This window comes from Kocuria tytonicola (genome assembly GCF_003687455.1).
Lineage (GTDB): Bacteria > Actinomycetota > Actinomycetes > Actinomycetales > Micrococcaceae > Kocuria > Kocuria tytonicola.
In genome coordinates, this window is record NZ_PHOA01000212.1 from 1 (window position 1) to 434 (window position 434).

The window sequence follows — 434 nt, forward strand, 5'->3', positions numbered from 1 at the left end:
GGACGGCGGGGGCCAGGCCGCTGCGGCGAGTCGCGGAAAGGGCTGCCGGCGGGGCCGGATGGGGGCGTCATGCGGATCACGATAGCGAGGTGTTGCGCCGGATCAAACATCGTTCTATTCTCGAACGCAATTCGATAAGTCGAACGGTGTTCGACGTGAGAAAGGACCTCCCATGACTCAGACGATCGACGGCCGCGCCCGTCACCGGGGCACGAGTGCCCCGCAGAGCTTCCGCGCGGCGTGGCCCGCGCTGCTGGGGCTGTGCCTCACCCAGCTGGTGGAAATGGTGGACAACTCCATCCTCAACGTGGCCGTGCCCGTGATCGGCCGGGACCTGGACGCGAGTCCCACGGATCTGCAGTGGATCGTGGGCGCCTACTCCCTGACCTTCGGCGGTCTGCTCATGGTGGGCGGCACCCTGGGGGACAAGCTCG

At 67.3% G+C, this 434-nt stretch carries 1 protein-coding gene; it reads left to right on the forward strand.

Features of this window, described 5'->3' with window-relative positions:
• Window positions 1–172: 172 nt before the first annotated feature.
• The coding region (locus CWC38_RS11885) for an MFS transporter (protein WP_121846902.1) at window positions 173–434 on the forward strand (262 nt) is incomplete at its 3' end.